Source organism: Psychrobacter sp. Ps2 (genome assembly GCF_022129405.1).
GTDB lineage: Bacteria > Pseudomonadota > Gammaproteobacteria > Pseudomonadales > Moraxellaceae > Psychrobacter.
In genome coordinates this window covers 1-1,163 of the sequence record NZ_JADQAM010000023.1, presented here as the reverse complement: position 1 = coordinate 1,163, position 1,163 = coordinate 1, and the positions used below count along the sequence as shown (strand labels likewise).

The 1,163-nt window shown below is 44.7% G+C and carries 1 protein-coding gene; it reads left to right on the top strand.

Features of this window, described 5'->3' with window-relative positions:
• On the top strand, positions 1 to 1,163 hold a 1,163-nt coding region (locus I3254_RS00900), incomplete at both ends, for a hypothetical protein (RefSeq protein WP_238050504.1).

The following is a 1,163-nucleotide window of genomic DNA, read 5'->3' as shown; positions in this document are numbered from 1 at the left end:
GATCACGCACTTGATGAGCTTTTAGCAATCTCAGCCGACTTTGTGAGTCAAAAAAAGATGGTACGCAGCGCCTTATTCTCAACCATTGATAGGCTGCATGAAGAGTTAGCACACCAGTCTAAACAGACCATCACTATTGACAAAAATATTAAAAGCACACCGAGGTTCACCGAAGAGGTGGGACAGGATTACAGCACGTCCCGCCAAAAAATGATTGAGCTTGCTAGGCAGATAAGCACAAAAGAGCAAAGTGAGGCACTAAAGGCGGCTTTAGCGTTGGTTGAGGAGTTTAGACAAGATGATACCCTACAAACAGGCCGCGCTGTTAGCCGTCTTGAAGAGCAGCTGTCACAGATTGATAAAACGGTGCTGAACAATAAAACGGTTTTAAAAAAGCTGATCCCGCTTAATAATGAAGTCATTGCTGACTACAAAGGGTTGAAGGCCACGCTAAAACCCTTTGCCGCAAAGCTGAATAAACTGGCGACTGGCTTTAAAGCTCTTGATGAGATTGATATTGAAAAATCCGACTTATCCTTACAGTGGGATCAAGCGTTTTCGGATCTACAAGATATAGACGTCACCAATAACATGGACACTTATCATAAGTTTGCCGCATTTGCAGATCTGGATGTTGAGCGCTTTAAATATCTTCAAAAAGAGCGTGAGGCGCTCAGTACGTTAAAAGCAGTAGAGGTAGACGCGGATGCTTACACTCGTTTAACGGCATTGACAGCTGATGTTAAAGCGTTTAAGACCACCAATAATGAAGACATCAAACAGTTAAAGCAGCAAATTAATACCAGTCAAAAAACCTATCAGCGCCTGTCGCCGTTTTATGAGCAGCGTATCGCCTTACTGGATCAAAGTGAAGCTGTGATTGTGCAAGATGATGACCTATACGATGAGATTACCCGTACCAAGACCACTCAATTGAACGCAGATCGGCTTGATGACTGGCGCAACCGTACGATGGTGCTTCACCACCAGCTCAATAAAGCACATGAGCAAGCAAAGCTTAAGGAAGAGGCTGAGCGCGCACGAGAGGAGGCTTTAACCAGGCGGCGAGTAGCTTTACAACAGAGACGGCAGCAGGCATCTCTTAAGCGTCAGCGAATCAATGAGACCAAAGCATATCGAGATCGATTTGACAATTTAGTGGT